This is a genomic window from Bifidobacterium thermophilum, assembly GCF_037482445.1.
In the GTDB taxonomy this organism is placed as follows: Bacteria; Actinomycetota; Actinomycetes; order Actinomycetales; family Bifidobacteriaceae; genus Bifidobacterium; species Bifidobacterium thermophilum_B.
This window is the reverse complement of record NZ_JBBHLY010000003.1, coordinates 385423-412317: the sequence shown is the minus strand read 5'-3', so window position 1 is coordinate 412317 and position 26895 is coordinate 385423. Positions and strand designations below refer to the sequence as shown.

The following is a 26895-nucleotide window of genomic DNA, read 5'->3' as shown; positions in this document are numbered from 1 at the left end:
CGGTGACATACCTGGCCGCCGCCATGCCTACCGCACCGGCACCGCCTCATCCTGCGCCGCCTCATCCTGCACCGCCGGGATGACAGGCGAGAGCAGATATGACCGGCTGCCGGCTTCGGAGTGCATCGTCGTGATGCCCGAGCATTCCTTGCGGCCCATATCCATGTGATGCGTATACATGGCATTGCCATCCCACACTTTTTCATGAGACAGGACCTTCAGCATCTGGGAAAACGTCAGTGTGCGGAACATGTCGAGAATCAATCTCGGATTTTTCAGATAATAACCGATATCCACCCTGCTTTTCAGGTTCGGCGCGGTAAAGCGGTAATCCCTTCCCCGATATTGACGCCAAGACGGTACCCCTTGGGGATGATGACGGATGTCGGCCATATTTCGACATCCATCTGCGCTTGTTCGCCGGGGCGCAACGGCTGGAGCTCGTCGTGCGTGTGATACGGGCGGTACGGCATGCTTTTCGAGGTATCCAGCTTCCGGTGGGATGCCCGCAGCCAGCCCGTCGCGATCACCCCATGCGGGTCATTGGCGGCGACGAACGACACGTCATTGCCGTCCGGGTCAAGAACCCTCAGCGTGACGACGATATCCGCATCGCTGGTCGAAGAGGAGACAAGCAGCGACGCGGCGGCGGGACCGGTGATTTCCAGCTCTTCCTTCAACGGTCCTGTGAAGAAATTCACGCCCCGACCGTCTGCCTTGAACGACATCCGAAAATCGTCGCTTTCCTGTGTGGAAAGCCCTCCGTCTTGCTGGAGGTGATATTTCGTCCATTGCGTGCGCGCAAGCAGCCATTCCTGCTCGTCCCTGTCCGTAAACGTGCCGTCGACATTCCTCAGCCTCAGATGTACCGGGGCACGGTGCCAGGTGTCCTTTCCTTTGAGATAATGATCGAGGAAATCCTGCTGCACCGTTCTGCCGTAATCGGTGTAGAACCCGGTGAAATGCTCCAGACCGTGGATTTCCAGGTACTTCTCCTTCGACGGGATCGCCAGGTATCCTTCGGTATTGCCGCGAAGATGCAGCGCATTGCCACCCCAGTTGCCGCAGGACAGCACCGGTATCCCTATCTTCGACAAGTCGATCTGCCTGCGCCGGTAGACATCGGCATCGATCAGCTCATTGTCCTCGATCTCTTCGATATAGTCTTTTCGATTCCTGATGAGCTCTTTCTTCTTCAAGGTTTCCGGACCCGACAGATAGTCGCCGCCGATCGCCCCGATCTGCCCGTATTCCCCCAGACCATGTTGTACTGCGGCAACCGCCCATTGCATGATGGCATAGTAGGAGATGCCGAGTCCCGCGATATTCCCGTCGCACCACGGCAGGGCGGCGATCTGCTCGATGCATTCGGCGTAGTCTTTCGCCTCCTGGATCGTCCAGTTATCGATGACCCCCCTCTGAACGCCCGCACCCGCGGGAGTCGATTTTGACGATCGCGTACCCCTCCGGGACCCATTTTTCAGGGTCGACGGTTTCCCAGTTCATGTATTTGCCGCTGGTGCCGCGCAGGATCTCCGGATACTTTGTCTTGATATCATGCCAGGACAGGCTGTACCCTTGCGAGAAATGCATGCCTTCCTTTGCCGTACGGCCCGTACGTCGTGATGCACGGGTATCTGCCTTCTTGCTCAGGGCGGTATGTGTCGTAGCGGATAATGGTGCCGTCGCACATGACGGCTTCGCGATCGAATTCGATGATCATGCCATCGCGGCGTACCGTTCTCATATCTGTCCCCTCTCTTGACTGCTGCATGTTGACCATAGCAATCGATTGCATCGCCGTCGCTACTTCTGTGTTTCGACGATACTGTTCAACGTATCCCATACCGCTATGGCGGGCGCCTGGCAACACGGGAGTGCGACGGCTGGCTCATGGCACGCGGGGCATGACGGCCCGAGACAACACGACGTGCTTCCCGCCGCTTGGCCGGTGATTGCGAAGCGCCCTGACCGCGGCGGGCGGTACGGTGGCGGTATGAACGATACGAGCGATATCAGCGAACCATTGGGCTCCCTGGCGGCGGCCACCGGGGATTGCGAGCCCGAACACTACACACCTCAAGGCCACGCGTCTCGCGGCCACGCGCCGGCAGGCAGCAAGCTCGTGTTCATCGACATCGACGGCACGCTGGCCGATGAGCACCATCACGTGCCGCAATCAGCCGTCGACGCCTGCCGGCAAGCCCAGCGCAATGGGCATCTGCTGTTCATCTGCACCGGCAGGTCGCTCATGAAAATCGAGCAGGGCATCCTCGACCTCGGCTTCGACGGGGTGGTGTCGGTCGCCGGCGCCCGCGCGGATATCAACGGCCGCACGCTGTTCGAGCATCTGATCGGCCCCGAGGCCATCGATGCGGCCACCGCGTACTTCCGGGAGCACGACATCCGCAACTACCAGTGGCAGGGGCCGGACGGCATGTACGTGTCGCGCGGGTACATGCAGTATCTGCAGGCGAAGGGCTCCGCGTGGAAGGACCCGCAGTTCGCGTCCCGATGGCATGTCATCGAGGATCTCGACACGCACGGGCGGGGTCTCGGCGCTTCCATCAGGGCGAGCAAGGGCTCGTATTTCGCCGACCGCGGCAATCCGACGTCGTTCGAAGACACGTGCAGGGCGCTCAGCCCGTGGTTTACCGCCGTACCGGGCACGTACGGCAAGATCTCGGACAATCACGGGGAGCTGCTGATCCCCGGCGCCGACAAGGGCACCGCCGTGGCACAGGTCGCCCGCACGCTCGGGTATCGTATCGAGGACACCATCGCGCTCGGCGACGGCGGCAACGATATGGCGATGATCCTCGCGGCCGGCACCAGCGTCGCGATGGGCAACGGGATCGAGGAGATCAAACAGGCTGCGGACATGGCCACCGACAGCGTGGAGGATAACGGGTTCGCGCACGCGTTCAGCCGGCTTGGTTTGATCTGATTGTCCTGTCGCCACTGAAAGGGACGTTCCTGCGGGAGAACTCGGCGAATCATGCGATTTGCGGCTAAACTCCCGCGCGGGACGTGGGAGTTTTGCGCAATCCGGTGCCCTGACAGATAATCTCCCAACAGGAACGTTGGAATTCCGCGGTTCTGAAAAATCGTCTCTCAAGCTGTTCATGGGAGAACAGTGCCGGATTCGCATATCCGCGGTAAACTCCCGCGAGAATCCGGGAGTTTACCCGTTCGCGGCCGGACCGCGCGAGATCTCCCGGGAGCGAATCGCAATGCGCACAGAACGGCCTACTCGGAATATCACCTGCCCGTCAGCGTCTTTTCGTGGCAATCCATCCGTGAGAACGGCTGCCGTTCAAGATCAGACGGGAAAGTCCGACAAGCGTCGAGGCCACGCAACAGGCGGATGCTCGTATCGACAAACGCTTCACCAGTTCCGATGAGCTGATGAGAGATTTGGCAGATGCTTGAATCAACATTGCGAACCAATCAGTTCAAGAACAATGCCAAAGCACTGCCAGAAGATAGCCGATCAGCCATCAGTTCTGGTCGTAAAGGAATGTGGCTTTATCACTGTCGTTTACAATGAGTGGACCATTCAACGTCGATGGCGGCGTTTCACCTGTAACACTCAATATCCAGGTTCTCACATCTTCATTCAATGAGCCGGTCGCATATCCTGCCGGATATACGGTGAATGTGCCGCACGGGGTCAGCCCATAGATGCCGTCGGCAGTTTCTACACGGACACCATCTTTGATCGTCACATCGCCGACAGTGCCGTTCTGGTGGAACGCCTTTTGTCGCAAGTGATGCTGAATGTGCCATCGTCGTTGCGCTTGGAATAGTTGAACTTACCTGTGCCGGATGCGACGAACTCGGATCCATTCGGATATCCATCCCCGGCACCTCCGAAGTCGAAATCATGGTGGTCAGCCGTGAACGAACCATCCGCATTGACCGTCATTATGGTTGCCCATGCCCCGGCGCCGGACGAGAAAGTATACTTCCCCTGCACCTGCCGCCAGAATCCTTGCTCTTGTGCGGCGGCTTCGGACACTTTGCCGTTGGTGTCACAGTCGGGCAGGCTTTGCCAGTCGGGCTGTCCGGATTCGACGAGATAGTAGGCGTTCGCGTCCGTGGGCGCCGGCTTGAACTTCACTGATGCGGAGAATTCGCCGACTCCGGGGACGAAGGGGTCCTGCACCAGCGTCTGCCCGGACGGCACCGGCGCCTTGCTGTACGGGACGCTTGTGGTGTCGTATTGCGAGGCGTCACGGGCGAGGATGAACGGACGGGACGTGTCCGGCTTCGAACCTTTCTTCGCCGCCGCAAGCGCGCTGTCGTCGAAATACCCGCTCTTCTCGATGGCGTCCAGATTCGCCCCGGAAGCGAAGAACACGTAGAAGTCACGCATGTCGAAAGTCGCGCCGGACAAGTCCTGGGAGCCTTGCACGACCTGCTTGCTGGCGTTGCAGCCTTCGTCGTACGGGGAGAACGTGGCCGTACCGCAGCTGGGTGAGCCGCCCTGCTCGCCGAAATCGAAGGCACCCCACTGCTTAGCGATCAGGCGCTTCGCCATGCCGCCCTCCCCTGCCGGCAGTTGTGAGCCGCCGTACGAGCAGGTGCCGATGTCGCCGGCGTTGCCGTCCGCGAAGGGGAAGCACATGGTAAGTATGTCGTTGCTGTGCTCATCACTGCTTGTGCCGGTGTCCTTCACCGTGACGCGATATACCGAGCCGTTGTCGTCCTGCGCGAGCGTGATGCAATCTTTTGCAACGTCGGTCACAGTGCTCTTGCAATACGTGCCAGTCACCGCGTCGTTGAGTTCCGAAGCGTAGAAATACGGCGCGTTGCTTTGCCCCACGGTCGCGTCCTGCACCTTGTCGGCGCCGACACCGTAGTAGAGCGTCACGCTTTCGCCCGAGGACAGCACGGTGCCGGGCGCCGGGCTCGAGGAGACCAGTTTGCCGATGTTCTTCTTCGACGAGAAATGCGGTTTGGTGGTGACGTTTACGCCCGCTTTGGCGAGCGTGTCTTTCACACTGGCGATATCCGTGCCGATGGCGTCATAGGGGATGGCCGGGGTCTTGCCGTCGGTTTTCGCGGCGACACCGACGTAAATGCCGGTTGTTGTGTCGGTGACCGCCTGACCGGCCAGCGGGTAGGTCGCGATCACCGTGCCGCTGGCGAGTTTCGAGGAGGAGCTCACCGCGACCTGCTTGGCGTGGACCGGTACGCCCATGGTCTTGAGCGTGGTGATTGCCGTGCCGGCTTTCGCATGTTCGACGTTGCTTGGAACGCCGGGCCCTGCGGATTCGCGCACGACCACGCCAAGGCCGGACCGCACGCGCTGTCCGGCCTTGGCGTTGCCATACCCGAGGAAGGCGCCCTTGACGGCTCCGGAGAATTCCGGACGTTTGACCGCGGTGATGCCGCTGGCCTTGAGTTTCACGACCACCGAATCCGCGGTGACCGTGGCCTTTGCTTTCCCTGGTTTCTTGGTGGCGGCCGGGTTTTCCGCGGCGATATCGGGCAGGGTCTTGCCGCCCCAGAGTTCGGCATGGTAGGTCAGTCCGGCCGCGGCACCGGCCACGATGATGAGGGCCACCGCCACAATCGCCGCGATGACGGTCTTGGACCGGTGCGTTACGGCGGTCTCCGTCGTATCCGACACCAGCATGGCCGGGGCTGGGGTGGCCGGCATTGCAACGGTAGGCGGCAGTACAGAGGTGGGTGTCGGGATCGTGGTCGTCGGTGTGGAATCGGCGGATGCCGATGATGCCGATGTGGTCGGGCGTGGCGGCAATGCGGGGGACGGTACCGGATTCGCGCCGGAATCCACCACGGGATTCGCCGTTGGATTCGCCGATGACGCGGGCTGTCCCTGCGCTTCGGCGGCACGATGCAGGGGGCTGCCACATGACCCGCAGAATTGCGCATCGTCGGCGTTCTTCTGTCCGCATTGTCCACAGAACATGACGAATCCCTTCGTTCCGCCGTCCGGAATCCCAGCGGGCGTCGGCGCTCACTGTGCCGGACAGTATGCTTCTCTATCCAATGCCATAGTAGCATCGCGGCGATGGCTGGTCGCGTTGCCGGGCGACACGTCGGACGTCATCCGCACTGCAAGTCCCGCCGCCGTGCGAGCCAATAATCGCACCAAGCCCGGATGGACGGGATAGCGCCCTGCAACCGCCTCAACCAGACCACCGTGCGACCACCCAGTCACACCACAGCCAGATAGACAGGGAGACACCCGGCAACCGCCCGTATCCCACCGCCATGCGACCCACCAGTCGCACCGCGCCCGGATACCGGATACCGGTTACCACCCGAGAAAAACACGTGGTGCCGTCCTCCATACCAGAGAACGGCACCATCAATACCCATCGGAACCAGCCCGGACCGGCGATACCCGGCCCGCCCAGCCGACGTCAGTCGATATCAGCCCCAAGCGCGAGCAGCTTGCCGCGGAAGTCCGCGTACCCGCGGTCGATCAGCGAAATCCCGTGCACGTCGGACGGACCGGAAGCCGCAAGCGCCGCAATCAGATGGCTGAAACCGCCACGCAAATCCGGCACGTCGATATCGCGCCCGGTCAGCGGGGTCGGCCCGAAAATCACCGCGGAATGCTTGTAGTTGCGCTGCTGGAAACGGCAGGGCAGCGAGCCGAGGCACTCACGGTACAGCTGGATGGTCGCGCCCATCTGTACCAGCGGCTTGGTGAAGCCGAAACGGTTCTCGTACACGGTCTCGTGCACGATTGACAGGCCTTTCGCCTGGGTCAGCGCGACCACGAGCGGCTGCTGCCAATCGGTCATGAAGCCAGGGTGCACGTCGGTCTCGATGGCCACCGGGTGCAGGTCGCCGCCCGGGTGCCAGAAGCGGATACCCTCGTCGGTGATGTCGAACTTGCCGCCGACCTTGCGGAAGACGTTGAGGAAGGTCATCATGTCAGCCTGCGTGGCACCTTTGACGAACACGTCGCCGCGGGTGGCGAGCGCCGCGGAAGCCCAGGAGGCGGCTTCGATGCGGTCGGTCAGTGCGGTGTGGGTGAAGCCCTGAAGCTTTTCCACGCCTTCGATGCGGAAGGTGCGATCCACGTCCACGGAGATGATCGCGCCCATCTTCTGCAGTACGGCGACCAAGTCCATGATTTCCGGCTCGATGGCCGCGCCGGACAGTTCCGTCTTGCCTTCGGCGAGTACGGCGGCGAGCAGGGTCTGCTCGGTGGCGCCCACCGACGGGTACGGCAGGTGGATTTTCGCGCCGTGCAGGCCGTTCGGGGCGGTGATGTGGATGCCGTCCTTGTGTTCCTTGTCGACGTCGGCTCCGAGCTTGCGCAGGGTGTCAAGGTGGAAGTTGATGGGGCGCCCGCCGATATTGCAGCCGCCGAGCGCCGGGATGAACGCCTCGCCCAGGCGATGCACGAGCGGCCCGGAGAACAGGATCGGAATGCGCGAGGAGCCGGACAGGGTATCCACGTCGGCGACATCCGCGAGTTTGACGTGGGTGGCGTCGATGGTGACGATGCCGTTCTTGCCGTCCACGTTCACGTCCACGCCGTGCAGGCGCAGCAGATCGGACACGACATGCACGTCACGGATCTCCGGCACGTTCTTCAAGACGGATGTACCGGGCGCGAGCAACGCTGCGACCATGGCCTTGCTTACGAAATTCTTGGCTCCACGAACCTTGATCGTGCCATGGAGCGGTTTGCCGCCCTCAACATGGAGCACATCGTCTTTCTCTTCGACCATGTCGACCTCTTTCGATTCCCTTGCCCGGACGCCTGCCGCCACAATGGTCGGCCGACATTGACACGCTACTGGTTGGTATCACCATGGTGACACACCGCATGTGCATAAGCGGTGAACATGCTACCAGCCGAATCGTACGTATGCGACGGTATCGAGCCAATCGCCACAGAACGCAGACAACACCGTCCATGACACGCTTGCGGGATGCCTCATGAACGCCGCCGCACAGACATAGAATATTCGGATGATGTGCCGCCTTCGGGCGATATCACAGGGAAAACAGGGAATGTGAAGGAGCGTCACATGAACAATTCCGTCAATGCACACGCGCGCCATGACAACGATTGCAATACCCCACGCGGCGTGTTCTCCAGGGGACGTTCACTGACCAAGCTGATTGCCGTGATTCTCGCCGGCACGATGCTGCTGCCGGTGTCCGCGTGCGGCGGATCCGACAGCGAAAGTTCGGCGCCGCCAAGCGATTCCGCGTCGGCGAGCGCGACCCCGTCCGAATCCGCGTCCCCGAGCGAAACGCCCGAATCCAGCGCAGGCCCGTCAGACGATGCATCCGCGCAATCCGATACGAACTCGGAATCGTCCAACGCGTCCGGCGCCGCCGTCGACATGCTGGCGACCCTGGCGGTCAAGGGCCGCGCACCCAAGACCGGGTATGCGCGCACCCAGTTCGGCGCCGTCTGGTCGGATGTCGACCATAACGGCTGCGATACGCGCAACGACATCCTCAAGCGCGATATGACGAACGTGACCTTCAAACCCGGCACGCATGACTGCGTGGTCAGAACCGGCACGCTCAACGACCCGTATACCGGCAAAACCATCAATTTCGTGCGCGGGCAGCACACGTCGACCGCCGTGCAGATCGACCATGTCGTCGCCTTGTCCGACGCGTGGCAGAAGGGCGCGCAGCAGCTGAGCGCCGACCAGCGACTGCAACTGGCGAACGACCCGTACAATCTGCTTGCGGTGGACGGGCCGGCGAACCAGCAGAAATCCGATTCCGATGCTGCGTCCTGGCTGCCGCCGAACAAGTCGTTCCGCTGCCAGTATGTCGCGCGGCAGATCGGCGTGAAGCACAAGTACGCGCTGTGGGTGACGCAGGCGGAGAAGGACGCGATGACCAACGTGCTGTCCAGCTGCCCCGGACAGACCGTGCCCGACGGCGGCGGCGTAGTCGCCTCTGCGCAAGCGGACAGCCAGCCTGTGCAGACGCCTGAGCCGGCCCAGACCACGCAGGCGGCCCCGGCACCAGCACCAGCACCGGCGCAGACACAGGCCGCGCCGGCCCCCGCGCCCGCGCAGCAGTCCGGCGGGGATGTCTATTACCGGAACTGCTCGGCCGTCCGCGCGGCGGGCAAAGCGCCGCTGTATCAGGGGCAGCCGGGGTATTCGAGGAAACTCGACCGTGACGGCGACGGCATCGCCTGCGAGTGATCACCAGGCATTACCAGGCAATCGCACGGTGTATCTCGGCGGATCCATGCGCCCGACCGGCAGCCCAGCCAGGATGCCGGTCGGGCGCATTATCTCACCATCGCCGCAGATCGCCGCGACCGATCGCACCAATCCATATACTGGGAGCAAACACGGGTGCCGAAAGGCAATATCACGGGAGTTCGCAAGCATGACCAACCAGCAATTCGAGCCGTTCTATGACGTCAATCTCACCTATGACGACAATTACCGGCGCGGGCCGTTCGGCCTGTTCGCGCAGGCGCTGACGGACGGCGGCGCGGCAGCTTCCAACGCAACCCCTGCAAGCGTGCTCGGCTTCCCGGTGAACCTGCCGTTCGGCATTCCCGCCGGCCCGCTGCTCAACTCACGGTTCACGATCGCCGCCTTCCGCATGGGATTCGACCTGGCCGTGTACAAGACCGTGCGGTCGCGCGCCTGGGGTTGCAACCCCTTCCCCAACGTGCTGGCCGTGCACCCCAAGGCGGCGGACGGGTCGCTCACCCCCGGCAGCCCGGAACTCGACGACGGCGTACTCGCGGACACCCGGTACGATCTGCCGATTTCCATCTCGAATTCCTTCGGCGTACCGTCGCGCGACCCTGACGTATGGCAGCCGGATATGCGTGACGCCATCGCCGCCGCCGGCCCCGGACAACTGCTGGTGCCGAGTTTCCAAGGCTCACGCGTCGCCGGCATGAGCACCGACGAGTACATCGCCGACCATGTGACCTGCGCGCGGCTCGTATGCGAAACCGGCGCACAGCTGATGGAAATGAATACGAGCTGCCCGAACGAAGGCCATAACCGCCTGCTGTGTCACGACCCGCATCTGGTCGGCCGCATCACCGAAGCGGTCAAGAACGAAATCGGCGACCGTCCGCTGATCGTCAAACTCGCCTATTTCCCCTCGGATATCGAGCTCGAGACCATGGTGCGCGAAACCGTCGGACGCGGCACGGCGCAAGGCTTCTCCACCATCAACACGATTTCCGCGAAACTCGTGGACGCTTCTGGCAACCAGGCGCTTCCCGGCGAGGGGCGCGATCGCAGCGGCGTGTGCGGGAACGCGATCCGCGGGGCGGGACTGGACATGGTCCGCCGCCTGTCGGCGATCCGCGAGCGTCTCGGGCTTGATTTCTCGATTATCGGCGTCGGCGGGGTCATCGAGCCGGAGCATTACCTCGCGTACCGTGAGACCGGGGCGGATGCGGTCATGAGTGCGACCGGCGCCATGTGGGATGCGACGCTCGCCCGGCGGATCAAGGCCGCCGTCAACGAGTGAAGCGGCTCATCAGGGTGCGGCAGATCCGCATGGGCATGCCCGCCACACCTGCTTTCTGCTTCTGCCGACGCTGACGGGCATTCAGCGTCGGCAGAAGCAGGGCATCATCAGCATGCGGGACGGCGCTGGTCCCAGAAGGTCTGCACATCGCGTTTGTCGGCGATGGTGAATTCAATGATCTGCTCGAGCACCTCCCACGCGTCGCTGCGCCCATACGGGATCTGGAAGGTCTTCTTGCCTCGCTTGAGATGCTGCTGCTCGATCAGCGGCATGGCGTGCTCGAATGCGCGCGGTTCGGAGCCGACCGTCACATGATTGGTCAGCGCGGTGAACCCGATGATGAATGTGCCATGGTCCATGAACATCGGCTGGTTCCATTTGACTTCGCAGACCAGCTGCGGCCATGTGGCATGCACCCAGTCGAGCAGTTCCCGGAATTCGGCGCGATGCCGCCCGTCGGCAATCGAGTCAAGATATTCCTCGACGTTCGCATATTTCGCCATGTGTTACTCCATTCCGGTCGGGACACGCTCCGGTTTTGTCCGGATGCGGCTGCGCTGTTCCCGTAAGCGTACCGTATCCGGCGCGGTGAATCGCCAAATCGTCAACAGCGAACGGACGTTGGTTTCCGCCCCGGTGATTCCTGAAGCCCGGCGGGAGCGGCACCCCAGAGATGACCGTATCCGCTGGATTCCCATAACCGGCCGTCTGCAATGCGCCAGTAATCACGCATTCTGTCATCCGCGCATACAACGCAAAAGGCCGCGGAACCCGTGTGGATTCCGCGGCCAACAGCGAATACCGTATGCCCGACTACTCCCGGCTACCAATCGGCCCTGCCCACGGCTTGGCCTCCTCAGGCTCGCGCGCGGACTGGATCGGCACGTCCGCCCAGTGCTTGGCCGGCAGGGTCTTCGGCTTGAACGGGAACTTCTCGGCGCGCATCTTCTCGTAGGCGACGATGTCATCCTCATGCTGAAGCGTCAGATCGATGTCGTCGTAGCCGTTCATCAGGCGCCAGCGCACGTAGTCGCCCACCTCGAACGGCAGGGTCACGTCACCGCAGGTCACAGTGCGCGCACCCAGATCGACGGTCATGTCGCGGCCGGGTTCCTCTTCGAGCAGCTTCCACAGCAGCTCGATGCTTTCCTGTGGCATGATCGCGGCCAGCACGCCGTTCTTCGCGGTGTTGCCGTAGAAAATGTCGGCGAAGCGGGAGGAGATGACCACGCGGAAACCGTAGTCGCGCAGCGCCCACACCGCGTGTTCACGCGACGAGCCGATGCCGAAATCCGGGCCGGCGACCAGGATCTTGCCCTGCTTGTATTCGGGGCGGTTGAGCACGAAATCGGGGTCGCGGCGCCACGCGTAGAACAGCGCGTCCTCGAAGCCGGTCTTCTTGACCCGCTTGAGGAACACGGCGGGGATAATCTGGTCGGTGTCCACATTCGAGCGGCGGAGCGGAACGCCGGTTCCGGTCACCACGGTCAGCTTTTCCATAACGATTCCTTTCATCGGCCGGAGCCTGTCTGCCGGCCTTCACCGGCCGCGGGCGTGTTGTCGGCGGCCGGATTGCGCGTTTTTGCGTCTTAGGTTATTCAGCCTGTTCGGCGTGGAATTGGCGGATTACAGGTCCTCGGGGCTGGAGATCGTGCCGCGGATCGCCGTGGCGGCGGCAACGGCGGGCGACGCCAGATGCGTGCGCGAGCCCTTGCCTTGGCGGCCCTCGAAATTACGGTTTGACGTGGAAATCGAACGTTCGCCCGGCACCAGCTTGTCCGGGTTCATGCCCAGGCACATCGAGCAGCCGGCGTTGCGCCATTCCGCACCGAAATCCTTGAAGATCTTGTCGAGCCCTTCACGCTCGGCCTCGAGCCTCACGCGGGAGGATGCGGGCACCACGAGCACACGGTGGATGGAATCGGCCTTATGATGGCCTTTCATGATCTTCGCCGCGGTACGCAGGTCGTCGATGCGGCCGTTGGTGCACGAGCCGATGAACACCGTGTCCACCGGGATGCTTTTCATCGGCTGGCCGGGCTTCAGACCCATGTATTCAATGGCGGACTGGGCGGCGGCACGCTGCTCGGCGTCGGCGATGTCCTCCGGCACCGGAACATTGCCGGTGATCGGCACGCCCTGGCCGGGGTTGGTGCCCCACGTGACGAACGGCGTCAGATCGGCGGCGTTGAGCGTCACTTCCTTGTCGAATACGGCGTCGTCATCGGTCTTGAGCGTCTTCCAGTAGGCGACCGCCTTGTCCCACATTTCGCCTTCAGGCGCGTGCGGACGGCCCTTCAGGTATTCGAAGGTCGTCTCGTCGGGGGCGATCATGCCGGCGCGGGCACCCGCCTCGATGGACATGTTGCAGATGGTCATGCGCTCGTCCATGCTCAGCTTGCGGATTGCCTCGCCGCGGTATTCGATGACGTGGCCCTGACCGCCGCCGGTACCGATCTTCGCGATGATCGCGAGGATGATGTCCTTGGCACTCACGCCCTTGGGCAGCTCGCCCTCGATGTTCACGGCCATGGTCTTGAACGGCTTGAGCGACAGCGTCTGCGTGGCCATCACGTGCTCGACTTCGGAGGTGCCGATGCCGAATGCGAGGGCGCCGAACGCGCCGTGCGTGGAGGTGTGGGAGTCGCCGCACACGATGGTCATGCCCGGCTGGGTGAGGCCCAGGATAGGCGCGAAGGCGTGCACAATGCCCTGGTCGGCATCGCCGAGCGGGTGCAACCGCACGCCGAATTCCTTGCAGTTCTTCTCCAATGTGCTCAGCTGAAGCGCGGAGGTCTTGTCCGGGTTCGGACGGTCGATGTCAACGGTCGGCGTGTTGTGGTCTTCGGTCGCGATCAGCAGATCGGTGTGACGCGGCTTGCGGCCCGCGAGACGAAGCCCCTCGAACGCTTGCGGGCTGGTGACCTCATGCATCAGCATGAGGTCGATGTAAATCAGATCCGGCGCGCCGTTTTCGCCTTGCCGTACGAGATGGTCAGCCCATACCTTTTCGGCCAGTGTGGTTCCCATACTGTCTCCTTTGGCGGAATTTCAACGTTTTCGCCCTAAAATTACTTCAGCCATGCGTCTCCACATGGCCCTCTGTACTCCACTATGTCGGTTTTCGGCGTGCGCCTGCTTTTGCGTTTCGATATGTGAGATGGCATAATCCGGAATATGACTTCTTCCGCAATACGCGTCCCCGTAGGACCAGAACGCTTTGATACCAAGGATTTCATGGGTCCTAACCTCGACCAGAATCAGTCGCAGCAATCCGACGGCGACATCCATTCCGGGGTCGGGGTACTTGACAAAACAGTCAAAATATTGGATGCACTCGAATCCGGGCCTGCCACTCTCGGCCAGCTGGTCAACGAGACCGGGCTCGCGCGCCCGACCGCGCATCGTCTGGCCATCGCCCTGGAGCGTCACCGCTTCGTGATCCGTGACCAGCATGGTCGTTTCGTCCTCGGGTCACGATTCGCCGAACTTGCCGCTGCTGCCGGCGAAGACCGCCTGCTTACCGCATCCGGCCCGATTTTGCAGACTCTGCTTGACCGCACCGGCGAATCCGCGCAAATCTACCGCCGCCAGGGCGACCAGCGCGTGTGCATCGCCGCCGTGGAACGTGCCAGCGGCCTGCGCGACTCCATCCCCGTCGGGGCGCTGCTGAGCATGGAAGCCGGGTCCGCCGCGCAGATCCTGCTCGCGTGGGAGGATTCGGAGCGCCTGCACCAGGGCCTGCGACACGCGAAATTCACTGCCGCCAAGCTTGCCGCCGTACGCAAACGCGGATGGGCGGAATCGGTCAACGAACGCGAAGACGGCGTATGCTCCATCTCCGCGCCGATCCGCAATCCTTCCGGCCAGGTCATCGCCGCGATCTCCATCTCCGGGCCGACCGGCCGCATGGGCACCACCCCGGGCCGCCGGTATGCTCCGCTCGTAATGGCCGCCGGCAAATACCTCACCGACGCCCTGCTGCGCGCCAGCGGCGAGCGCTGAGCTGTCACGCTTTCGCGTCTCTGTAGTCTCTGCGTTCCTTCTGGGACTGCGGGGCGGATGTTCACCCGTCATGGGCCGGTTGCACCGACGCAGGGCGGGTGTTGCTATTCCCGTATCGCGTAGATTGGCTGCCAATCCGCTCGGTGAGGAAAGGATACCGGGGGCATCGGGTTGGGCCGCAATCCGGCGATAAGACGAATCGGCTCTATTATGCGGATGTGAACGGCATGCCCGATCATGGTTGCAGTCGCATCGCGTTCCAGACCCTCCACACCTGCGAGTTCACGTGCCGATTCCTTGAGTACGGAGCCGATACGTGGGCATCTTGGCCGAACCACGGGGTTCCGGAGAACACGCACCATTGATATTCAGCGGTTCCGTGTCATCGTCCGCCGTTGCGCGACCGCCGCGCCGCTCCACACCGGCAAAGTGCCCGGCCGAACTGCATCGTATGGAACAGATACCGGAAAATCCGCCGGCATCAGCAAGGCCGCGCGGGAAAAGAGGGGGGGCTGCCGGGCCTTACCGTCGCCGACAGCCCCGGCAAAAAGAAACCCCGGCGTTTCCGCCGGGGCCAAAGGAGAGAAGAGAGAAGAAGAAGGGTTCAATTATAGTTATGGGGCTTCGGGCGAAACCTCGCCGGTTCGCGTCGCTCCGGAGGGGTTCCGCTTGCCGGTGACTCCTATATAACCAGCCGATGCTTGGCGCAACGATGGGTGTCGCTGGGGGTCTTCTTGCAATCGCATGGCAGATTGTCCAGTTGCATGCAAGAGAGTTCCCAGCTTCATGTCTGCGGCCCGCTACCTGTCCACCCGCACCTCCGCCCGGCTGTGCATTCCACGCAATCGTGCACTACTGTTGGCAGTATGATCGACAAGCAACGCCCCGACGGCCGGCACCGGCCGGTATCCGTATCCGCGCGTCTGGGACGCCTGCAATTCCATGAATCCGGCAAATTCCGCGTCCTGCAGCTTTCCGATATCCAGGACGGCCCGAAAGTCTCCGGCGATACGATACGCCTGATCGCCGCGGCCGCGGATGCCGCGCGTCCGGATATCGTGATCTTCACCGGCAACCAGATCGCCGGGTACGACAGTGCATACGCCGACACGTTCCGCAAACGCCGGTGGCGTACCCCGCTCGAGCGCATACGGCAGAACGAGGCGAGCCGCGAGCAGCTTGACCACACGCGCGATCTGGTGCGCCAAAGCATCGGAGAATTCCTCCAACCTCTGATCGACCGTGGCATCCCATGGGTGGCCACGTACGGCAACCATGACAGCCAGTGCGGGCTGAGTCGCGAGGAGATGGACGCCATCTACCGGGAGTTTCCCGGGTGCCTCAACGTGGAGTCCACCGCGTCTCGGCCCGATTTGCCTCGCACCCGCCCCAGCTCCGGGCTTCCCGATCAACGCATCTACCCCTGCGAGGCAGGTACGCTCGCCATGCCGGTCATGGATGTGGAACGCAAACGCACGGTGCTGGCACTCGCCGTGGTGGATTCCGGTGATTACGCCCGTTCCGGCGGTTATGGTTCGCCTTCACAAGCGGCGTTGGATTTTCTTGACCTCATGCCCGGCGTTTTGCACACGCGCATGATGGTGTTCCAGCATTTCCCCATACCGCAGTATTACCGGCTGCTCAAGTCGGTGCCCCCGAACGCGGCGCACGCCGTAGAGGGATACCGCGTGTTCTCCGGGCACAGCTATGTTCTGGACGAGGACAAGACCCTGCCAGGCAGTTACCTTGGCGAGGGCGTAAGCTGCCCGGACACCGACAGCGGCGAATACGGGATTCTCGCGAAGGAGAACCGGTATTTCGCGATTTCCGCTGGGCACGACCATCGCAATGGTTTCGCGGGCGGCATTGATGACATGCTGATGGTCGCCTCCCCGACCTGCGGGTTCGGGTCGTATGGCCCGGCCCCCACACGCGTGGCCGCGAGACTGTTCGAATTCGATATCCGCCACCCGTACCATCCGCGCACGCAGCTGCTCGAATTCGGTGACCTGGTCGGCAAACCCAACTCGCATAAGACGTACACGTTCGCTATTTCAAGCGAGGCGGACCAGATCGGCGAATCCATGGACCTGCTGCGACGACCCGGATGGTTCGAACGCTTACGACGCGCGCTGCGCAAGCGTTCTGGCAGCAGGCATTGATCCTTGCCCGGGCTCAAGGGGGGCGACGAACAGCCTCCACCGACACTCACAACACGCCCAGCGTCGGCAGAAGATCGTCACACCGCTTCTACCGACGCTGAGACACCGGTAAGCGTCGGCAGAAGGTCACCGCGTCTGTATGCCGTGGGCGCCCTGTCGGACACACATGTAGTCCGTCGAACATGTAGTCCGTCGGACACGCACGTCGGCCTACAGCCCCGGAATCCGGTCGGATACGAGAAAAGCCACCGCTCTCGCGGTGGCTTCCCGTTGGCTGGGGTACCTGGACTCGAACCAAGAATGGATGAACCAGAATCACCTGTGTTGCCAATTACACCATACCCCAATTGGCAGGCGCCGCAGCTCTTGGAACTGCTTCGTCGGTCGTACCCCCGACCGGATTTGAACCGGTGTTGGCGCCGTGAGAGGGCGTAGTCCTAGACCGCTAGACGACGGGGGCGTTTAGTTATCTGTTTACGTCTCTCGACGCAACAGTTGAATAATATACAGCGGATACTTGCGCCACGCAAATCGCCCGACCTCATCGGCGTGTCGAAATACGAAAGCGGTCTGGAACATCACGCTCCAGACCGCTCAATCGCTGCTGTTACAAGGACTCAGCGCCAGTCTCGGTATCTACCGCATCCACCGCCCGCACCAAGCCTCGCGTACAGACATCACAGATGCTCGCGCAGCCCCTTGAGCCGAGCCACCGTCACCGGCTTGCCGATGATCTCCATCGACTCGAACAGCGGCGGGGACACACGACGGCCGGACACGGCGACACGCACCGGACCGAATGCCAGACGCGGCTTGTAACCGGCATCCTCGATCAGCGCCTTGTTCAGGGTCTCATGCAGCGGCTCGGCCTTCCAATCGGCCTCGTCCACGGCCTCGAGCGTGGCGATCGCCTGGTCAAGCACGTCGCCGGCGGAATCCTTGAGCGTCTTGCGCGCATCCGCAGCGGGCTCGATGTACGGCTCCTCGCTCAGCAGGCTGCCGACCATGCCGGACACCTCACCAAGCAGGCGCACGCGCGGCTGCACCAGCGGGGCGGCGGCGGCGAGAATCGCGCGCTCACGGTCGGTCAGGGCGTCCCAGCTGTCGGCGGACACCACGCCGTCGCGGTGCAGGTACGGCACGGAACGGTTGAGGAAGTCCTGCGGCTCGAGCATGCGGATATGCTCCGCGTTGATCGAAATCGCCTTGTCCAGGTCGAAATGGGCGGGGTTCGCCTTGACGTCACGCACGTCGAACTTCTCGATCATCTCGTCCATCGAGAACACGTCACGGTCGGGCGCGATCGACCAGCCGAGCAGGGCGAGATAGTTGAGCAGGCCTTCGGGGATGAAGCCGTTCTCGCGATGCAGGAACAGGTTGGATTCCGGGTCGCGCTTCGACAGCTTCTTCTTGCCTTCGCCCATGACGTACGGCATGTGGCCGAACAGCGGGACTTCCTTCGCGATGCCGAGCTTGATGAGATACCGGTATAGCACGATCTGGCGCGGGGTGGAGCTCAACAGATCCTCGCCACGCAGCACGACGTTGATGCGCATCATCGCATCGTCCACCGGGTTGGTGAGCGTGTACAGCGGGTCGCCGTTCGGACGGACGATCACGTAATCCGGCACGGACCCGGCCTTGAACTCGATGCGCCCGCGGATCAGGTCGTCGAAGGCGATGTCCTCGTCGGGCATGCGGATGCGCAGCGCCGGCTTGCGGCCCTCGGCGCGGAAAGCGGCCTTCTGCTCTTCGGTCAGGTTGCGGTCGTAGCCGTCATAGCCAAAGGCCTTCGGGCGTCCGGCGGCGACATTGCGGGCCTCGATCTCTTCAGGCGTCGAATACGATTCGTAGGCGTACCCAGCCTCGAGCAGCTTGGCGGCAACGTCCTTGTAGATCTGCGTGCGCTCGGACTGGCGGTATGGGCCGTCCGGGCCGCCGACCTCGATGCCCTCGTCCCAGTCGATATGCAGCCACTTGAGCGCGTCGAGGATCTGGTTGTAGCTTTCCTCACTATCGCGCTGCGCGTCGGTGTCCTCGATGCGGAACACGAAGGTGCCGTGCGTGTGGCGAGCCTCCGCCCAGTTGAACAGGGCGGTACGGACCATGCCCACGTGCGGCGTGCCGGTCGGCGACGGGCAGAAGCGCACGCGCACGTCCTTCGGCAGCTCGGGCTTGGTATCCTTGCTTTCTTTGTTGTCAGCTTCGGTCATACGCTCTATTGTGCCGCGCGTGAGGGACGTGGCGCCCGCGGCCATGCCGGGTTGTGGCACCACATGCCGTCACTGCGCCGTCACTGCGCCGTCACTGTGCGGGCTTGGAGAATTTCGCGGCGAGCGCCTCGCGGTTGCGGCGTTCGTCATCCGCCTTGGCCTGGCGTTTGGCTTCCTCTGGATCCCACAGGACATCCTCGGTATGTTTCGTCCATTCCTTGCGGGCCGCCGGGGCGAGGATGCCGGCGAGCGCAGGCAGCGTCGCAGCCGTGTCGCCTGCGATTGCGTCGCCGGCGTATATCGTACGCACTGATTGCAGGGCGTCTTCGGCGAGGAACAACCGGGGGATGGAGAGGGTTTCGCAGAGTTCGTCAGCGGCGAGGACGACGGCGATGATGTCGGCGATGGCAGGTGTCGCCACGGCACGCAGGATACCGTCGGCAGCCACGATCACCGCCGCCAGGCTCCGGGCGATGCGCCGGTCGAGGCTGGATTCGCCGCCATGCCCGGCCTCGATGGCGGCGAGCGCCTGACGGCACGGTGCGAGCGTCGTGTCATCCCATGTCAGGCCGAGTTCGGTGCCGGCTTGGGCGAGCAGCCGGGGGTCCTGGGTCTGCGAGTAGTCGGCCATCGCGTCGCATGCGGCGTTCGCGGCGAGCAGGGCGTCCACGATGCCCTGGGGGCGGCCGGGGATGCTTTCGGCGCCTTCGTACACGTATTCGGCGTCGGCTATGGTGACGCGCTCGCCGGTCAGTGCGGCGGCGATGGCGCGGGTCTGCCTGACTTGCAGGTTTTCCGCGTATTTCGCGTCGTTGCCGAGTTCGCTGGCTTTGGTCAGCGGCCACAGGGCGACGAGTTTCGCGCCTTCCTGTGCCGCGGCGAGCACACCGGGCATGGCCGATACCCGCCCGATCCGGGTTGCCGTGGCCGCTGTGCGTTCCGGTTCATCCGCTGCGCTCATCATGCTCCTTTGCTTGTGCCTGCGCTTTACGCCCTAGCGTACATCTTTCGCCGGGTCGACATAGGTGATGGACAGCATGTCGCCGCTGTCGCTGTCAAAAGTGATGGAGGTGATGGAGGCAAGGGCGGTATGCCGCAGCAGCATGTTGTGTTCGGGGTGCCCGGTTTCCAGCAGGTGCCGGTAGGACCAGATCGGGGATTCGTGGCTGACTGCGATGATCTGGCGTCCCGCGTACTGGCGGACTTTTTCCTGGGCGAATTCGCCGACGCGCTGGGCGATGTGCCGGTAGCTTTCCCCCCAGCTGGGCGTCCACAGGTTGCGCACGAGCTTCCAGTTGCCGTTGCGCCACAGGGCCCCTTCGCCGTGGCCGATGCGCGTGCCGCGGAATTCGTTGCCGGCTTCGATGATGCGCTCGTCGGCGATCGGCTCGAGTGGTTCTTCGCCGCGTTCGTTTCGCGTGCGGTTCAGCGTGTCGAGGATAATGCCGGCGGTTTCCCGGGTGCGGTCGAGCGGCGAGCAGTAGACGGCCGCGACGGTGGTCATCTGCGGGCTGCGCGCGATGTAGTCGGCGGTGGCCTGGACCATGCGGGCGCCGGTGGTGGACAGGTGGAATCCGGGAAGACGCTCATACAGCAGATGGTCGGGGTTGTACACCTTGCCGTGGCGGATGAAATGGATGGTGGTTGCCGGCATGGTTGGCCTTCCTGTGACTGGGCCACGCCTGGTTCGCGTGGCAGGCGGTTCGCTGATTCCAATGTACCGCGTGTCATGCCCGCGCGCGGGCCCGCGAAAGGAAAAACAGCACAATACCGATGTGAGAAAGCCGACACGCCAGCAGATGTACCGGTTCAGTAGACGGTACTATGGCGTCGGACCACAATGGAGCAGGACACCACAGACCGGCAGGATGATCACCACGCAACGCCGGAAGCGCACGCCAACCGGCACGGCACGCCGCGCATGAGATGAACGCACGAGGAAAGACGAGACACGGATGGGCAACACCTTCACCGCAGGAATCAAGGATATCGGGCAACGGGTATTCGGCGGGTACGCCGAACTGCTCCGCATGCCGCACACCGCACGCTTCGCCATCGGCTCGGTCATCGCGTGTATGCCGTTCCCGATGGTCGGCATGACCATCACCATTTCGGTCCAGCATTATTACGGCAACTACGGGCTCGCCGGCGCGCTGACCGCGATCCAGGCGGTCGCGACCGCCATCGTCTCGCCGATCCTGGGCAAGCTCGTCGACCGGTTCGGCCAGCGCCAGGTATCGGTACCGACCATTGTCGTGTGGATGATCGCCTCGATGTCGCTGGTCACGGCCATCACCTCACACGCCCCCGAATGGGTGCTGTACGCCATCGTGCCGTTCATGTCCGCCATCCCGCCGTGGGGCGCGATGAGCCGCAAACGGTGGACGCGCCTGCTGCGGGGAGATGCGGAACGCACCAACCGGGCGCTGTCGCTGTCCGGCGTGCTTGACGAATGCATGTGGGTGGTGGGCAATCCGCTCGCCTCGACCCTTGCGGTGCTTTCGGGCGTGCTCGCGTTCTCGTTCACCGGCGTATGCGTGCTGGTCGGGGCGCTCATGTTCCTGACCGAACGGTCGACGGAACCGCCGTCGCAGACCGATCTGGCCCGGGCTGCCGGGCTGACGCGGGCGCAGTACCGTGAGCGTGAGGCGCGTGAGGCCGCCCGGCTGCGCGCGGCGGACGCCGGTACGGCAGGCTCCGGCAAGACGGCGGGTTCCCAGGCGTTCTGGAGTGCCGGCCTGGTGGCGGTGTGCGTCACCTGGTTCGGGCTCGGCGCATTCCAGTCGGCGGCAGGCATCTCGATCATCGCGTTCGCCACCGAGCAGCATATGAAGCAGTACACGGGCTTCGTGTTCGCCTGCTTCTCGCTCAGCTCGCTGATCGGCGCGCTGTTCTACGGCGCCAAGAACTGGCGGATCCCGCTGTGGAAACGCTTCTACTTCTGCCTGGCGGTCGTCAATCTGGGCATCGGCTCGTTCATGTTCGCCCACAACCTGTGGACGATCATGGTCATCTACCTGCTGATCGGCGTATGCCAGGCGCCGACATGGATCAACGGCAACCAGCTCATGCTGCATCTGGTGCCGCCGGCACGGTTCACGGAAGGTATGGCGTGGATGGGTGCGATGAACTCCATCGGCTCGTCCGCCGGGTCGGCGATCGCAGGACAATTCATCGACCGCATGGGCGCGCATGGCGGGTTCCTGGTGGTGACCGCGTTGGCGCTGGGTTCGCTGGCGGTCGCGTTCATCGGCCTGCGGCAGATCAGGCACAGCACCGAGACACCGACCCTGACCGAAATCACCGTCTGAACACATATCGGGCGCACCCCGCATTGGGATGCGCCCGATATGATTCGCGGCAGACCTTGATTGCAGCCTTGATCATTGCCTTGGCCGTTGCTTCGGCTATTACTTCGGCCAGCCCTCGGGGGTATGCTCCAGCGACCAGCGGCCGAGACGGCCGGCGAAACTGTTGTAGTGCTTCTGCTCAAGCTGTTCGGCGGTCAGCCGGTCATCCGGCTTGCGCAGACGGTTGAACGCGTCCGTATGCGTGCTGTCGAGCAGCCATTTGCGGATGACGAAATTCCATACGGCGACCACCACGGTGGCGACCAGCTTGCCGCCGTTGGTGCGCAGCAGGTATTGCGCATGCTGGGTGATCATCGCGTCCTTGTTCATACCGTAGGTGCTCAGCCAGATGATGGCGTCATTGATGAACAGGCCGATCGCGGACGATACGAAGAAGATCACGATCTCCATCCAGCGCGCCATATCGTCACGGTGCTTGAACACGTATTTCATGCTCGCCAGATAGTTGAACATCAGCGAGATCAGGAACGACAGCGTGCTCGCCAGCACATTGTGCATGTGGAAGACGCCGACAAACAGGTTCAGCAGGCCGAAATCGATGACGAACGCGATGATGCCGACGATTCCGAATCCCATAAGCTGTTCGATGAGTTTTTTCACAATGTTCCATTTAACACGCCATGTCTGACCGTCTGCTGTGCGGTACGCTTTCCATACGCTACGCACACGATACGACGCCGGCGCATACGTAGAATGGGAACGACGAATCCGCAATCCACCAAGGAGGTCCACATGCCCGTCATCCACACCCATGTTTCCGTCCCCACCACCCCCGGCCAGCGCGAAGCCCTGAAAACCGCGTACGGCAAGGCCATCACCGCCGTCCCCGGCAAGTCCGAGAGCTGGCTGATGTGCCCGTTCGAGGACAATATGCCGATCTATTTCGGCGGTTCCGACAGCAAGCCCGCCGCATACGTGGAGGTCAACGTGTTCGGCAATGACGTGCCACGCAGCGCGTGGGAGCAGCTGACCGAGCAGATCATGAAGGCGCTCGACAGCGAGCTCGGCATCCCGATGGACCGCACGTACATCCGCTACACCGCCACCACGGACTGGGGTTGGAACGGCGGGAACTTCTAGTATCCGCCCGTCAAGCGCCGACAGTAGGAGGCCCCGCGCACGTGATGTGCGCGGGGCCTCCTACGATTCAACGTCGAATGCGCTGCATGTGCTGCATGCTGTCAGACGATCTTCGGCATCGGCGTGGTCAGCGAGGTGGTCAGATTGACCTGTACCAGGCCGGCACCGGCGTGCACCTCGACCTTCTTCAGGGTCACGGTGCGCTCATCGGCAGGCGCCGAATCGTTGTCGGTCATGGTGGCCGGTGACTTCACGGCGACCAGCGCCAGATCATCCAGGCTGAACCCGGCATCGGCGCACAGCCGCCCGGCCTCGGCGAGCGACTCGTCAAACCCCTCGCGCTTGACGACGCGCTCGGCGGGCACACCGTACGCACTGCCTGCAACCCAGCGGATGTCATCGATCAGCGGCATGCCCTTGTGGCTGTCCGGGCTGGCCGGAGCCTTGCCGTCGCCAACACCCAGCACATCAACGAATGCATCGAGCTGCGGGACCAGCGCCTCACCGCCATCACGGAACAGGTTGCCGATGATCGGGTCGCGGAACTTCAGGTCCTTCGCGGTCGCGCGCAGCGAATCGACCTGGTCGTCCTCGCCGCTCCACAGGTTGATCAGCGGGAAGGTCGGGATGTTCAGCCCCTCGAGACGCTGCACATGGAACGGGTAGCGCCATTGCAGGGCCGGGTCGTCACGCCAGGTGGTGGCACGGGTGACCACGACCGCGGCGGACGGCCATTGCGCGCCGTACTCGCGGCAGGCGATATCCAGCCACTTCTGGGCACCCGCATCGGCGCCATAGCCGGCTTCGACGATGACAACGTCATGCAGCGCGCAGGCGAGTTCGACGGACACGAGCGTCGGGATGCCGATGGACACGTTCGCGAACGGGCCTCCGTGCACATACACCGGCGAGCCGTTGACGGTCTCGGTGAGCGCCGGCTTGACGGCATCGCCCAGAATGCCGGTGATGCGCCACAGATCGGTGAATTCGCCGAACTTGACCGGCTTGCCGTCCTTCGTGCCGGCGATCATCGCGGCGACACGCTCGGCGATCTCGTCCATGGAACGGGAGAGCACGACAATCTGCATCAGTTCGCACGTCGGGGTGAGCACCACGCGCTCGGCGACATTGTTCTTGCCGGCGTCGACGACGATCTTGCGCAGCGAGCGGGACGGGACCTCGGAGACGCGCGGCACGAGCACGGTGTCGAGCTTGCCTTCGTCCACGGCCTTCTCGGCGAAGGAGACGAGCAGGTTCTGCGCCGCCTCGATCGCGGCCATCTCACCGCACAGACCCCAGTCGATGAGCTCCGGGTGGGTCAGGGACGCCTTGCCGCCGCCGGACGCGCCACCCTTGGAACCGGCCGCGGTGATGCCCATGCTCGGCTGGCGCAGCACGGCGGTCGCGTCGATGCCACGGGCACGCAGCGCGTCGATCAGCGCGATGGTGGTGGTGGTCTTGCCTTCGCCGCGGGACGCCTTCAACGGCGTATCGGCGGTGACGAGCACGATCTTGCCGTGCTTGCGCGGCGCTTCGGGATGCGTCTTGAGATAGTCGAGGTAGCCGTACGCGTCGATCTTGCGGACCAAGCCGTACTGGCGTGTGTAATCCTCGATACCGGTCATGGGGACTCCTTACCTGTCGGTGATACTGCACCGCCGGCGGCCGCCGACGGCAAGTCTGGTCGGGCAAAGTCCACACTGTAGACGCGATGCTACAGCCACAAGCAAGAAACCATGCGCAAGCCCGCATTACGCACGTCTTCACTATAATCGATAGGCCTGTCAGCAACGCCGGGCTGTCCGGAAAACCGATACCGCTTACGGCGAACAGGGCAGATACGGGAAAACCCGCATGCCGGCGGCGTGGACATATCCACACCGCAGACACGCGGGTTGGCTGGCACAGCCGGGAAACCCAAGGCATTCCAGAGGCGTTCCCGCGGCAGGCCGTAGGTCAGTTGTCGGAACGGTTGAAGCCGTTCTTCATCTTCATGCTGGTGATGTACAGCACGGTGTCGAGCAGCTTGTCGGTCTCTTCCTTGATCTGGTCGGCCATGGTCTGGTTCGCGGCGGCGAGCACGTCCCGCACCTCCTGGTCACGCATGACCTCGATGATCCGGTCGGGTTCGAGCGGCTCCACATCGCCATCGAGATTGTCCGCCTCGAACTCGTCCTCCAGCTGCCTGGCCTTCGCCTCGTTCTCGCCGCCGAGACGGGACACCTGCTCGTCGGTCGCGGCGATCAGACGGTGGGCCATGCCGCCGGTCTTCTCCTGATAGCGTTCCACCGCGTTCGCAGTGTCGGAGAAGGCCGCATCGCACAGCGCCGCGATGATGCGATTCTCCCAGTAGAAGTTCTCGGAAGTCACGCGGGTGGTTGTGTCCTCGAAGTACTTCGGGGTTGTGTCCACGTTCGGGAAGAACGGGACCAGCGTGTTGAACGGGTTAGAACCGTAGGCAATCCACTGGATTGCACGGTTGGACTGCGGACGATACGGGCGGATTTGCATGACTGACAGCTGGCTCTGACGGTTGATGCCGATCGTGCGGTACATGTGCCGGGTGTGTTCGTCGCCCAGATGCCCGTACGGGTCGAACGGCGTGCCCTGATAATGCGAGCTGAGCACGTATTTCACGTCCTCGATGGTGATTTTGCGCTCCGGCTGGCGGGCCCACGGGATGTCGTTGCTTTCCGGCGTATGGTCCGCGTCCTTGCCATCCCACACCTCGTCATACGGGTTGAGGAAGCGCTGCATGTACCATGCGCGAGGCGTGTTGTACACGTGGTCGGAATCCGAGTGGGAGCCGAACGCGTCACGCGGGTTGAACGGCGAGGTCGATTCGACGGCGAGGTCGAGATGGTTGTGCTCGATGAACTCAGCAAGATCCGCCGAGCACATGTGCTCTTCTTGGTCGCCCAAGGCGTCGTCCAAATCGAATTCGTCGATGCCCAGCTGGTTCGGCATGGTCACATACGCCTCATCGGGCACGCGCTTGGCGATCCAGTGATGCCCGCCAACCGTTTCCAGCCACCAGATCTCATGCGAATCGGAGAAGGCGACGCCGTTCATCTCGTACGTGCCAAACTGCTCAAGCAGCGAGCCGAGACGCTTGACGCCTTCGCGGGCGGTTTTGATGTACGGCAGCACGAGGGTCAGGAAATCTTCCTCGCCGATGCCGCCAGGGGTTTCGGGCTCGTAGCCGTCCTCGCCGGGCTTGCCTTTGGCCGGGGTGAGTTCGACAAACGGATCGGCGCCGAGCACGCGTTCGTTCGTGGTCAGCGTTTCGGTGGCGCTCATCGCCACGTTCGCCTCATTGACGCCCGCTTCGCCCCAGATGCCTTCTTTGGTGTCGGCGTTCGGCACGGCAGTGTATTGCAACGGATTGTCCGGCAGATCGACTTCGACGTGGCTGAGCACGCTGCGGTAATGCCGCGGCTGTTCGCTCGGGCGAACGACGATGAAACGCTTCGGATTGAATTCGCCGTTGGCGGAATCCTCGTTGCGGGCGATGATGGTCGAGCCGTCATAGCTCGCGTCCTTACCTACCAAAATCGTGGTGCAGGCCATGGTGTTCCTTTCAGT

Annotated in this window: 22 protein-coding genes and 2 tRNA genes; 7 read left to right on the top strand and 17 right to left on the bottom strand. The window is 63.0% G+C overall.

All coding sequences use genetic code 11. The annotated features are described in order from the left end of the window. Positions 1 to 27: 27 nt before the first annotated feature. From WD012_RS04360 to WD012_RS04350, 3 genes are all read right to left on the bottom strand, one after another. A complete protein-coding gene (locus WD012_RS04360) occupies positions 28 to 393 on the bottom strand; it encodes a hypothetical protein (protein WP_339562543.1) in 366 nt (121 codons plus the stop codon). Further along, positions 306 to 1292, bottom strand: coding sequence for a CocE/NonD family hydrolase C-terminal non-catalytic domain-containing protein (locus WD012_RS04355; protein WP_339562542.1), 987 nt, complete (start codon positions 1290 to 1292; stop codon positions 306 to 308). Before WD012_RS04355 ends, WD012_RS04360 begins: the two co-directional genes overlap by 88 nt. Positions 1293 to 1401: 109 nt before the next feature. Continuing rightward, positions 1402 to 1593 (bottom strand): hypothetical protein, encoded by a 192-nt coding sequence (locus WD012_RS04350; RefSeq protein ID WP_339562541.1) that lies wholly within the window; start codon positions 1591 to 1593, stop codon positions 1402 to 1404. A gap of 403 nt (positions 1594 to 1996) precedes the next feature. Between WD012_RS04350 and WD012_RS04345 the strand changes: the two genes are divergently transcribed. After that, complete coding sequence (locus WD012_RS04345) at positions 1997 to 2947, top strand: HAD family hydrolase (protein WP_339562540.1); 951 nt, start codon at positions 1997 to 1999, stop codon at positions 2945 to 2947. 553 nt (positions 2948 to 3500) lie between these two features. Here the strand turns inward: WD012_RS04345 and WD012_RS04340 are convergent. The 3 genes from WD012_RS04340 to murA all read right to left on the bottom strand — a co-directional run bounded on the left by WD012_RS04340 (position 3501) and on the right by murA (position 7724). Then, positions 3501 to 3728 carry a hypothetical protein gene (locus WD012_RS04340; RefSeq protein WP_339562539.1) on the bottom strand — a complete coding sequence of 76 codons (228 nt, stop codon included), beginning with the start codon at positions 3726 to 3728 and terminating at the stop codon, positions 3501 to 3503. After that, on the bottom strand, positions 3725 to 5941 hold the full coding sequence (locus WD012_RS04335; RefSeq protein ID WP_339562538.1) for a PASTA domain-containing protein: 2217 nt from the start codon (positions 5939 to 5941) through the stop codon (positions 3725 to 3727). Before WD012_RS04335 ends, WD012_RS04340 begins: the two co-directional genes overlap by 4 nt. Positions 5942 to 6398: 457 nt before the next feature. Continuing rightward, on the bottom strand, positions 6399 to 7724 hold the full coding sequence (gene murA, locus WD012_RS04330; RefSeq protein ID WP_339562537.1) for a UDP-N-acetylglucosamine 1-carboxyvinyltransferase: 1326 nt from the start codon (positions 7722 to 7724) through the stop codon (positions 6399 to 6401). Positions 7725 to 8027: 303 nt separating this feature from the next. Here murA and WD012_RS04325 point away from each other — a divergent pair, with 303 nt between their 5' ends. Both WD012_RS04325 and WD012_RS04320 read left to right on the top strand, forming a co-directional pair. Further along, positions 8028 to 9176, top strand: coding sequence for a GmrSD restriction endonuclease domain-containing protein (locus WD012_RS04325; protein ID WP_339562536.1), 1149 nt, complete (start codon positions 8028 to 8030; stop codon positions 9174 to 9176). 190 nt (positions 9177 to 9366) lie between these two features. Beyond that, positions 9367 to 10479, top strand: a complete 1113-nt coding sequence (locus tag WD012_RS04320; protein ID WP_339562535.1) for a beta/alpha barrel domain-containing protein — start codon at positions 9367 to 9369, stop codon at positions 10477 to 10479. 107 nt (positions 10480 to 10586) lie between these two features. Here the strand turns inward: WD012_RS04320 and WD012_RS04315 are convergent, their stop codons facing one another. The 3 genes from WD012_RS04315 to leuC all read right to left on the bottom strand — a co-directional run bounded on the left by WD012_RS04315 (position 10587) and on the right by leuC (position 13509). Continuing rightward, on the bottom strand, positions 10587 to 10982 hold the full coding sequence (locus tag WD012_RS04315) for an iron chaperone (protein WP_339562534.1): 396 nt from the start codon (positions 10980 to 10982) through the stop codon (positions 10587 to 10589). 310 nt (positions 10983 to 11292) lie between these two features. Then, positions 11293 to 11979, bottom strand: a complete 687-nt coding sequence (gene leuD / locus WD012_RS04310) for a 3-isopropylmalate dehydratase small subunit (RefSeq protein ID WP_339562533.1) — start codon at positions 11977 to 11979, stop codon at positions 11293 to 11295. Positions 11980 to 12105: 126 nt separating this feature from the next. Continuing rightward, complete coding sequence (gene leuC, locus WD012_RS04305) at positions 12106 to 13509, bottom strand: 3-isopropylmalate dehydratase large subunit (RefSeq protein WP_339562532.1); 1404 nt, start codon at positions 13507 to 13509, stop codon at positions 12106 to 12108. A gap of 207 nt (positions 13510 to 13716) precedes the next feature. On the opposite strand from leuC, the gene WD012_RS04300 reads away from it, so the two are divergent. Continuing rightward, positions 13717 to 14484, top strand: a complete 768-nt coding sequence (locus WD012_RS04300) for an IclR family transcriptional regulator (RefSeq protein ID WP_339562531.1) — start codon at positions 13717 to 13719, stop codon at positions 14482 to 14484. Between the two features lie 866 nt (positions 14485 to 15350). After that, positions 15351 to 16646, top strand: a complete 1296-nt coding sequence (locus WD012_RS04295) for a metallophosphoesterase (protein WP_339562530.1) — start codon at positions 15351 to 15353, stop codon at positions 16644 to 16646. Positions 16647 to 16917: 271 nt separating this feature from the next. Here the strand turns inward: WD012_RS04295 and WD012_RS04290 are convergent. The 5 genes from WD012_RS04290 to WD012_RS04270 form a co-directional block, all read right to left on the bottom strand. Beyond that, positions 16918 to 16992 (bottom strand) — tRNA-Gln (locus WD012_RS04290). Between the two features lie 41 nt (positions 16993 to 17033). Further along, positions 17034 to 17106, bottom strand: a tRNA-Glu gene (locus WD012_RS04285). 217 nt (positions 17107 to 17323) lie between these two features. Then, a complete protein-coding gene (gltX, locus tag WD012_RS04280) occupies positions 17324 to 18859 on the bottom strand; it encodes a glutamate--tRNA ligase (RefSeq protein ID WP_339562529.1) in 1536 nt (511 codons plus the stop codon). Between the two features lie 91 nt (positions 18860 to 18950). Continuing rightward, complete coding sequence (locus WD012_RS04275; RefSeq protein WP_339562528.1) at positions 18951 to 19820, bottom strand: hypothetical protein; 870 nt, start codon at positions 19818 to 19820, stop codon at positions 18951 to 18953. 33 nt (positions 19821 to 19853) lie between these two features. After that, a complete protein-coding gene (locus WD012_RS04270; RefSeq protein WP_339562527.1) occupies positions 19854 to 20513 on the bottom strand; it encodes a histidine phosphatase family protein in 660 nt (219 codons plus the stop codon). A gap of 301 nt (positions 20514 to 20814) precedes the next feature. On the opposite strand from WD012_RS04270, the gene WD012_RS04265 reads away from it, so the two are divergent. Beyond that, positions 20815 to 22170 (top strand): MFS transporter, encoded by a 1356-nt coding sequence (locus tag WD012_RS04265; protein WP_339562526.1) that lies wholly within the window; start codon positions 20815 to 20817, stop codon positions 22168 to 22170. A gap of 99 nt (positions 22171 to 22269) precedes the next feature. Here WD012_RS04265 and WD012_RS04260 read toward each other — a convergent pair whose 3' ends face one another. Beyond that, positions 22270 to 22806, bottom strand: coding sequence for a GtrA family protein (locus tag WD012_RS04260; protein ID WP_339562619.1), 537 nt, complete (start codon positions 22804 to 22806; stop codon positions 22270 to 22272). Positions 22807 to 22962: 156 nt separating this feature from the next. Here WD012_RS04260 and WD012_RS04255 point away from each other — a divergent pair, with 156 nt between their 5' ends. Beyond that, positions 22963 to 23310: a phenylpyruvate tautomerase MIF-related protein gene (locus tag WD012_RS04255; protein ID WP_339562525.1), complete on the top strand. Its 348-nt coding sequence runs from the start codon at positions 22963 to 22965 to the stop codon at positions 23308 to 23310. Positions 23311 to 23411: 101 nt separating this feature from the next. Here WD012_RS04255 and WD012_RS04250 read toward each other — a convergent pair whose 3' ends face one another. Both WD012_RS04250 and WD012_RS04245 read right to left on the bottom strand, forming a co-directional pair. Beyond that, positions 23412 to 24935, bottom strand: a complete 1524-nt coding sequence (locus WD012_RS04250; protein WP_339562524.1) for a formate--tetrahydrofolate ligase — start codon at positions 24933 to 24935, stop codon at positions 23412 to 23414. 331 nt (positions 24936 to 25266) lie between these two features. After that, complete coding sequence (locus tag WD012_RS04245) at positions 25267 to 26880, bottom strand: C69 family dipeptidase (RefSeq protein ID WP_339562523.1); 1614 nt, start codon at positions 26878 to 26880, stop codon at positions 25267 to 25269. Positions 26881 to 26895: the final 15 nt, after the last annotated feature.

What these genes read in the sequence shown, in the direction of transcription:
- WD012_RS04325 (WP_339562536.1), top strand. Translation starts at nt 8,028, where the DNA reads ATGAACAATTCCGTCAATGCACACGCGCGCCATGACAACGATTGCAAT.
- WD012_RS04250 (WP_339562524.1), bottom strand. Translation starts at nt 24,935, where the DNA reads ATGACCGGTATCGAGGATTACACACGCCAGTACGGCTTGGTCCGCAAG.
- leuD (WP_339562533.1), bottom strand. Translation starts at nt 11,979, where the DNA reads ATGGAAAAGCTGACCGTGGTGACCGGAACCGGCGTTCCGCTCCGCCGC.
- WD012_RS04360 (WP_339562543.1), bottom strand. Translation starts at nt 393, where the DNA reads ATGGCCGACATCCGTCATCATCCCCAAGGGGTACCGTCTTGGCGTCAA.
- murA (WP_339562537.1), bottom strand. Translation starts at nt 7,724, where the DNA reads ATGGTCGAAGAGAAAGACGATGTGCTCCATGTTGAGGGCGGCAAACCG.
- gltX (WP_339562529.1), bottom strand. Translation starts at nt 18,859, where the DNA reads ATGACCGAAGCTGACAACAAAGAAAGCAAGGATACCAAGCCCGAGCTG.
- WD012_RS04345 (WP_339562540.1), top strand. Translation starts at nt 1,997, where the DNA reads ATGAACGATACGAGCGATATCAGCGAACCATTGGGCTCCCTGGCGGCG.
- WD012_RS04320 (WP_339562535.1), top strand. Translation starts at nt 9,367, where the DNA reads ATGACCAACCAGCAATTCGAGCCGTTCTATGACGTCAATCTCACCTAT.
- WD012_RS04275 (WP_339562528.1), bottom strand. Translation starts at nt 19,820, where the DNA reads ATGAGCGCAGCGGATGAACCGGAACGCACAGCGGCCACGGCAACCCGG.
- WD012_RS04335 (WP_339562538.1), bottom strand. Translation starts at nt 5,941, where the DNA reads ATGTTCTGTGGACAATGCGGACAGAAGAACGCCGACGATGCGCAATTC.
- WD012_RS04245 (WP_339562523.1), bottom strand. Translation starts at nt 26,880, where the DNA reads ATGGCCTGCACCACGATTTTGGTAGGTAAGGACGCGAGCTATGACGGC.
- WD012_RS04295 (WP_339562530.1), top strand. Translation starts at nt 15,351, where the DNA reads ATGATCGACAAGCAACGCCCCGACGGCCGGCACCGGCCGGTATCCGTA.
- WD012_RS04260 (WP_339562619.1), bottom strand. Translation starts at nt 22,806, where the DNA reads ATGGGATTCGGAATCGTCGGCATCATCGCGTTCGTCATCGATTTCGGC.
- WD012_RS04270 (WP_339562527.1), bottom strand. Translation starts at nt 20,513, where the DNA reads ATGCCGGCAACCACCATCCATTTCATCCGCCACGGCAAGGTGTACAAC.
- WD012_RS04350 (WP_339562541.1), bottom strand. Translation starts at nt 1,593, where the DNA reads ATGCATTTCTCGCAAGGGTACAGCCTGTCCTGGCATGATATCAAGACA.
- WD012_RS04265 (WP_339562526.1), top strand. Translation starts at nt 20,815, where the DNA reads ATGGGCAACACCTTCACCGCAGGAATCAAGGATATCGGGCAACGGGTA.
- leuC (WP_339562532.1), bottom strand. Translation starts at nt 13,509, where the DNA reads ATGGGAACCACACTGGCCGAAAAGGTATGGGCTGACCATCTCGTACGG.
- WD012_RS04315 (WP_339562534.1), bottom strand. Translation starts at nt 10,982, where the DNA reads ATGGCGAAATATGCGAACGTCGAGGAATATCTTGACTCGATTGCCGAC.
- WD012_RS04355 (WP_339562542.1), bottom strand. Translation starts at nt 1,292, where the DNA reads ATGCAATGGGCGGTTGCCGCAGTACAACATGGTCTGGGGGAATACGGG.
- WD012_RS04300 (WP_339562531.1), top strand. Translation starts at nt 13,717, where the DNA reads ATGGGTCCTAACCTCGACCAGAATCAGTCGCAGCAATCCGACGGCGAC.
- WD012_RS04255 (WP_339562525.1), top strand. Translation starts at nt 22,963, where the DNA reads ATGCCCGTCATCCACACCCATGTTTCCGTCCCCACCACCCCCGGCCAG.